This is a genomic window from Streptomyces sp. NPDC087901 (assembly GCF_044742205.1).
Classification (GTDB): domain Bacteria; phylum Actinomycetota; class Actinomycetes; order Streptomycetales; family Streptomycetaceae; genus Streptomyces.
In genome coordinates this window covers 1-6,333 of sequence record NZ_JBIUUC010000047.1, presented here as the reverse complement: position 1 = coordinate 6,333, position 6,333 = coordinate 1, and the positions used below count along the sequence as shown (strand labels likewise).

4 protein-coding genes and 4 pseudogenes are annotated in these 6,333 nt (G+C 67.3%); 6 read left to right on the top strand and 2 right to left on the bottom strand.

Features of this window, described 5'->3' with window-relative positions:
- Positions 1 to 197 (bottom strand): annotated as a pseudogene (locus tag ACIOEW_RS41140) (ISL3 family transposase); the annotation flags it as partial.
- A 228-nt stretch (positions 198 to 425) separates the two neighbouring features.
- Here ACIOEW_RS41140 and ACIOEW_RS41135 point away from each other — a divergent pair.
- Positions 426 to 1,169 (top strand): annotated as a pseudogene (locus ACIOEW_RS41135) (IS256 family transposase); the annotation flags it as partial.
- Positions 1,170 to 1,181: 12 nt separating this feature from the next.
- Here the strand turns inward: ACIOEW_RS41135 and ACIOEW_RS41130 are convergent.
- Positions 1,182 to 1,436: pseudogene (locus ACIOEW_RS41130) on the bottom strand (transposase); the annotation flags it as partial.
- A gap of 185 nt (positions 1,437 to 1,621) precedes the next feature.
- Here ACIOEW_RS41130 and ACIOEW_RS41125 point away from each other — a divergent pair.
- The 5 genes and pseudogenes from ACIOEW_RS41125 to ACIOEW_RS41105 all read left to right on the top strand — a co-directional run.
- Positions 1,622 to 1,780: pseudogene (locus ACIOEW_RS41125) on the top strand (transposase); the annotation flags it as partial.
- Positions 1,781 to 2,534: 754 nt separating this feature from the next.
- On the top strand, positions 2,535 to 3,077 hold the full coding sequence (locus ACIOEW_RS41120; RefSeq protein WP_401970728.1) for an SRPBCC family protein: 543 nt from the start codon (positions 2,535 to 2,537) through the stop codon (positions 3,075 to 3,077).
- Between the two features lie 193 nt (positions 3,078 to 3,270).
- Complete coding sequence (locus ACIOEW_RS41115; protein WP_401970725.1) at positions 3,271 to 3,711, top strand: SRPBCC family protein; 441 nt, start codon at positions 3,271 to 3,273, stop codon at positions 3,709 to 3,711.
- Positions 3,712 to 3,903: 192 nt separating this feature from the next.
- Positions 3,904 to 4,740: a cupredoxin domain-containing protein gene (locus ACIOEW_RS41110; protein WP_401970723.1), complete on the top strand. Its 837-nt coding sequence runs from the start codon at positions 3,904 to 3,906 to the stop codon at positions 4,738 to 4,740.
- A complete protein-coding gene (locus tag ACIOEW_RS41105) occupies positions 4,733 to 6,103 on the top strand; it encodes a multicopper oxidase family protein (protein ID WP_401970722.1) in 1,371 nt (456 codons plus the stop codon). The genes ACIOEW_RS41110 and ACIOEW_RS41105 overlap by 8 nt, the downstream gene beginning before the upstream one ends.
- Positions 6,104 to 6,333: the final 230 nt, after the last annotated feature.

Genomic DNA, 6,333 nt, shown 5'->3' with positions numbered 1-6,333 from the left:
CCTGCCCGGCCGGCCAGCGCCAGTCCGATCCGCGTCAGCACCCCGCGCAATAGCAGGGTCTGCCGACTGTGCGGGGTCGTCAGTCCCACGATCTGTTCGGCGAACGTCACCGCCGTGCAGGTCTCGCAGCGGAACCGGCGTATGCGTAACTCGATCACCACGCCGAGCCCGCCCACGGCGACGTCACGCAGCTTGCGTACGTACCAGCCGCACCCGAGCGAAGCTTTGACCGCACCGACAGGACCCGCTCGCCGCCCGCACCCGCGCCCTCAACACCAGCTTGTCCAGCCGTCTCTCGACCTCCTCGATGAGCAACGCGGACAGGTAAGGAAACAGCTCCAAAAGCACATCACGAGAGCACGCGATGCATGATCGCGAACGGTCGTCACGAACCGCTCAACCGTCCGGATCCCGTCGACAGAACCAAGATCCGCGACGGCGTGGTCGCCAACCGGCCCATTTTACGCGCCCCTGGCGGTCACGAACCGAGGGCCGGCGCGACATTCTCGGGCTGTGTGCCGGCGACGGCGGCGAGGGCGCCAAGCACTGGATGCACATCCTCACCGAGATCAAAAACCGCGGAGTGAACAACGTCCTCATGCTCGTCTGCGACGGGCTCAAGGGCCTGCCCGACGCCGTTGAGGCTGTCTGGCCCCGCACCGTCGTCCAGACCTGCGTGGTCCACCTGCTGCGGAACTCCTTCCGCTATGCAGCCCGTCAGGACTGGGACAAGATCGAAGGTTCTCAAGCCCGTCTACACCGCGGCGACCGAGGACGCCGCACTCGCGCGGTTCGCGGAGTTCGCCGACGCGTGGGGCAAGAAGTATGCGGCGATCGTCCGGCTCTGGGAGAACGCGTGGGAGGAGTTCACTCCCTTCCTCCGTTTCGACACCGAGATCCGCCGCATCGTCAGCACCACCGACGCGATCGAGTCCGTCAACGCGCGGATCCGACGGGCGGTGAAAGCCCGCGGCCACTTCCCCAACGAGCAGGCCGCCCTGAAGTGCGTGCACATGGCGATCATGTCGCTCGACCCGACCGGCAAGGGCCAAGCCCGCTGGACCATGCGCTGGAAGACCGCCCTGAACGCCTTCAACATCACCTTCGACGGCCGACTCTCCGCAGCCCGACAGTATCCCTCAACAACCCTTGATACACCGCTCGTTTGACAGACCCACATCCCGCAGCCGGCGGTTCTCCCGCCGCAACGCGGCCAGCTCCTCACGCTCGCTGCTGGTCAGCCCGTTACGCTCGCCCGCGTCGACCTCTGCCTGCTTCACCCAGTCCCGCACCGCGGTCTCGGTGAGCTCGAAGTCCTTGGCAGCCTGCCCGACCGAACGGTCACCCCGCCGGCACAGACCGACGATCTCGGCCTTGAACTCCGGCGTGAACGAACGACGAGGGCGGCGAGGCTTCTTCTTCCCCACGCTTTCCATGGTGGACATCCTTCCGGGGCAGAACCCCAGACCTCGAATGCCCGGCATAGCGGATCAAGCCCAAGTCGGGTTAAGCCGTACATCAGAACATTCGTACTCAGCGTCGCCATACCTCCCCTTTCGTGTGCGCGGTTTCCGCGAAAGGACAACCGGCACAGGGTCCCCCCGATGGCATGCACCCGAGACGCATGGAGGACGTCATCCGAGCCGTGTGCAAGGACTTCGCACGCGAGCTGATGGAGTTCAACGGCGAGGACAATCACGTGCACCTGCCGGTGAACCTTCCGCCCAAAGTGGCCCTGCCCAAGCTGGTCATCTCCCTCGAGGGCGTCAGCTCACCCCGGTGAGTATCCGGAACTGGTCTGCCACTACTGGCAGGCGCAGCACCCTGTGGTCCGGCTCTATTTCGCCAGGCCCGTTGGCAGGGCCCCGCTAGACCCTCGGCCGTCAGTACAGCGAACGGCAGAACCGCCCGCTCCAGCCTGCCGTCAAAGCAACACTCACAATCGCTTCACCACCGAGTTGAAGCCCGATGCACTGCAACGGGTTCCGGTAGCGGGACGGAGGGAAGCGGGGCACTTGGCCGGGTGGCCGACCGATCTTTGCGGGGCCTCAGGGCGTACGCACGACGTCGCCTCGGCGGGTGGTGCGCAGGACGCGCATGGCGCCCGGCCCCATGACGAGACCGCTCGCGGGCGCCGGTCGCGAGGTCAGCGGACCTTCGGGTCCTTCCCTCGCGCCACACCCCCATGCAATGAGGGACTGCGCGCATCTGGTGGTCGGGGCGGCTGCTGCACGGTGAGATCCTGCGGGCGCGGGCGGGCCTCTGTCAGCGTCCGCGGCAATCCCCCGCCTCCACGAGAGCAACTCGGGCCGGCTGCAGCGCACCAGCGGAGGGGCAGTTGACGCACAAGGGATGAGAGTGGTTGACTACTCACATGCCGACAAGGTGACTGCGAGGCACCTTGTCGCCACCTAGGGCCATTCCCTAGTGCACTCGACGCAAAATTTCCAGATGCACCAAGCCGGTCACATTATGAGTGATCAACCACACGCTCAATGTGCCCACGGCATCTTTTATTCTCCGGAGGAAGCATCATGCTCACCATCGCCACCGCACTCCTTACCGCACTGCCCCTGGCCTTCGGAAGCGGAGGACCCGCGCCGGTCGGGATCGACGAAAAGGCCCCGGTGATCACCCGGGACGACATCGTCATCCACGCACCGCTGGACCGCGTGTGGCGCATCCAGACAGACGTCGAGGACTGGCCCGCCTGGCAGCCGAGTGTCAGCTCCTCGGCCAAGCAGACCCCGGGTCCGCTGCGTCCGGGTTCCTCGTGGGTCTGGTCCACCGAAGGCCTGGAGAACATAACCTCGACGGTCAAGCAGGTACAGCCCGAGCGCCGCATCGTCTGGGGTGGGCCCGCCCAGGGCATCACCGCCGTCCACGTGTGGACCTTCACCAAGGCCAAGGACGGCGTCCACGTCCACACCGAGGAATCCTGGACCGGCGACCCCGTCACCGCCAATACCTCCTATCTCCAGGAAGCACTGGACGCCTCGCTGGATCACTGGCTACACAACCTCAAGCACCAGGCCGAGAAGCGCCCTTCCAAGCCCAACAACAACACCTGCCCCTGACCAGCGCACACAACCAGGCTCCCTGCACTGCTCTACTCGCCGCCGGAACCGGCATCCACCGGTTGTACAGGCGCGCGCCGGGCAGCAGCGCCATCACCACACCCCGACAACCGCGCCTGAACCCCCGGCGCTCCCCTTCCCCACTCACCCACACCCACCCTTGCCCGCCCCACCTGATCACCCCTTGGAGAACATGACGGACATCGACCGCAACGCACCCGTCATCGTCGAACTGCAGCAGACCGTGCACGCCCCGCTGGAAACGATCTGGCGACTGCACACCGAGATCGGTTCCTGGCCGACCTGGAACACCGGCATCGACAGTGCGGTCCTGCACGGAGCGCTCGCCCCCGGCGCGGTGTTCGACTGGACGACGGAAGGCCTCGACATCAGGTCCACGGTCGGCGAGTTGACGCCACTGCACCGCATCGTCTGGGGCGGCCCCGCCCACGGCATCACCGGCATACACGTCTGGGAGTTCGAGAACACCCACGAGGGTGTGCAGGTCACCACGCGCGAGTCCTGGTCGGGTACCCCCGTAGAGGCGGACCCCCACGCCATGCACCTCGCTCTCGAAGAATCCCTCCTTGCATGGTTCAAGACGCTCAAGACCACCGCGGAGGGCCAGAACTGAACCCGGGAGACCTCGCCACGCAACCCGGTTCGGCCGCTCACGGCCCCACGCGTACGGCCTGGAGACCGGTGCAGTGGCAGCCCACTCCCCAAAGCGACGCCCGACCGTAGGCCACCGCTCACAACTGGCGCCCGCTCCCCACACCTCGACATGAAATCTCCCCCATATTTGCACCCGAAAGGCCTGATGGCTATGACCACCACCCCGCCTGCCCCGGCCCCCGCGCCGCCCTTGACGCTCCCGGACCGCTTGGGCATCGCCGGACTTCTGACGCTGGCGCTGTGTGAAATCCTCGCTCACCTGGCTCTGGGAGGACAGCCGAATCCCGGCATGGCCGCACTCGCCGTTCTCCCCCTCCTGGCGGTCCTCCTCGTGTGGCGGCGCCTGCGGTGGGCGCCCATCGCTTCCCTCCTCACCATCGTCGCGATCATCGCCACCCGGACGACCAGCCTCTCCTTCGACCTCATGAGACCCAGTGACCCGCTGTACTTCGCCGCCGCCCTGCTCGAACTCGCAGCAGCGGGCGCGGTGATCGGGCCGATCGCAGCCGCACTCCTCAAGCGCCACAGCCCTGCCGTCACCGGCGGCCTGGCCCTTGCAACGGCCCTCGCACTCGGCACGGGCATCCTTCTCATCTCTCCCCAGAGCGACGACACCGGCTCGCTTACCCAGGAGCAGATCGCCGCACTGCCGACCGTCGACATGGTCAACTACCGTTTCGAGCCCTCCATTCTCCGGGTGACGCACGGCCAGCCGGTCGCCTTCACCTTTACCAATGACACCGACGACGCGCACGCGTTCGCCGTCGAAAAGCTGGGCCTCGACATAGAGGTCCCCAGCGGTCGCACCCGCACCGTCGTGGTCCAGGCGCCCCCCGGCCGGTACGACATGCACTGCTCGGTCGGCAGCCACCAGGCCGACGGCATGAAGGGACAACTCGTCATCACCAGCAATGACGGCGCCGCCGCCCCGGGCGCCTCGGGTGCCGATCCTGCCGGTTCCTCCGACACCCACCACCACGATGGCTGACCGCCTGTCGCGGCGCTCACTGATCATCGGAGGCATCTTCGCCACGGCGGGGGCCCTCGTCCCCCTCGTCCGGACCTTCATCACTGCGGAAGCGCTCGCCGACGGGCCGCCACTCCCCGAACTTCCCGCCCTCCAGCTGCGTACGCCCGTGGGGAAGCCCGGGACCCGGGCCGCAACCCTCACCGCGGGTACCGCCGACGCCGGACGGATGGCCTACAACGGCACCGCCCCCGGCCCTCTGCTCCGCTTCCGTGAAGGAGATCGGGTCCGGCTGGAATTCCGCAACTCCCTCGATGATCCGTCCAGTTTGCACCTGCACGGCGTTCCCATGCCCCCGGCCGCCGACGCCCCGCTGACCCACCTCATGCCCGGCGACTCCGAAGTGCGGGAGTTCACCCTCCCCCCGGGGTCGGCCGGCACGTACTGGTACCACCCACACGCCCACGGTGACGTCGAACGACAGCTCCTGGCCGGCCTCGCAGGACCCGTCGTCGTCACCGGCCCGGTCGACGACCTGCCCGCACTGCGGGACGCCGACGACCGCCTGCTGATGTTCACCCGGCTCGGCAGAGACGTGGTCGTCAACGGCATGACCCGGCCGGTCATCGCTGCCCGGGCCGGGCTGACTCGTGTGAGGCTGTTGAACGCGACCGCCGGCGATCACCTGTTGCTGGCCGTCACCCGCGACGAGAAGCACTCAACCGTGCATCTCATCGCCACCGACAGCGGCCTGATCGAGCGGCCCGTCCCACTCACCGAGATCCTTCTCGCGCCCGGGGAGCGCGCAGAGATTCTCGTAGCGACCACCGTGCCGGGCCGCCTGACACTGCGGGCACTGCCGTACTCGGTCTACGGCCCGGGCGGAGAGACGAGCACCGACCGCCCGATGGCAGGCATCGACGTTCCCGCGGGACTCGACCCGGTGGAACTGCCGACACGGCTGCTGCCGGTGGAGAAGATCGACCCCTCCACCGCTGTCCGTACCCGTCGTCTCGTCCTGGGCGGGGCCGGTGACGGCTCCTACACCATCGACGGCCGCACCTTCGATCACGACCGAGTCGACCGGCGTGCCACCCTCGACACCCTGGAGATCTGGGAGGTGGAGAACGCCCACAGCATGGACCACCCCTTCCACCTGCACAGCTTCCCGGTGCAAGTACTCGACCGGGACGGGGCGGCGGAACCGTTCCGCGCTTGGCGCGACACCGTCAACATCCCCGGCGGCACCACCGTCCGCCTTGCCGTGCCCTTCCGCGGCGCGGGAGGGCGCACCGTCTACCACTGCCACATCGCCGCGCACGAAGATCTCGGCATGATGGGCATCCTCGAAGTCGCAGACCGGACCAGCACCTCCGCAAGGTGATCCCCGAGGCCATCGGCCGCTCGCTGCTGCGCGTTCAGTGCGCACGGCGCCCACGCCCGCCCCGAGCCACTACTCCGCCCTACCTCGATAGCGTGGTGTGGCCGGCAGCGCCTAACTGATCGTTTCAAAATGAGATCGGTGTGGTGGCTTGGCAGTTGGGTGTTGAGTCGGCAGGATCTGACGGCTGTCTGTTGATCTTGTGCCTGATGGCCTGTGGGAACGGATAGCTC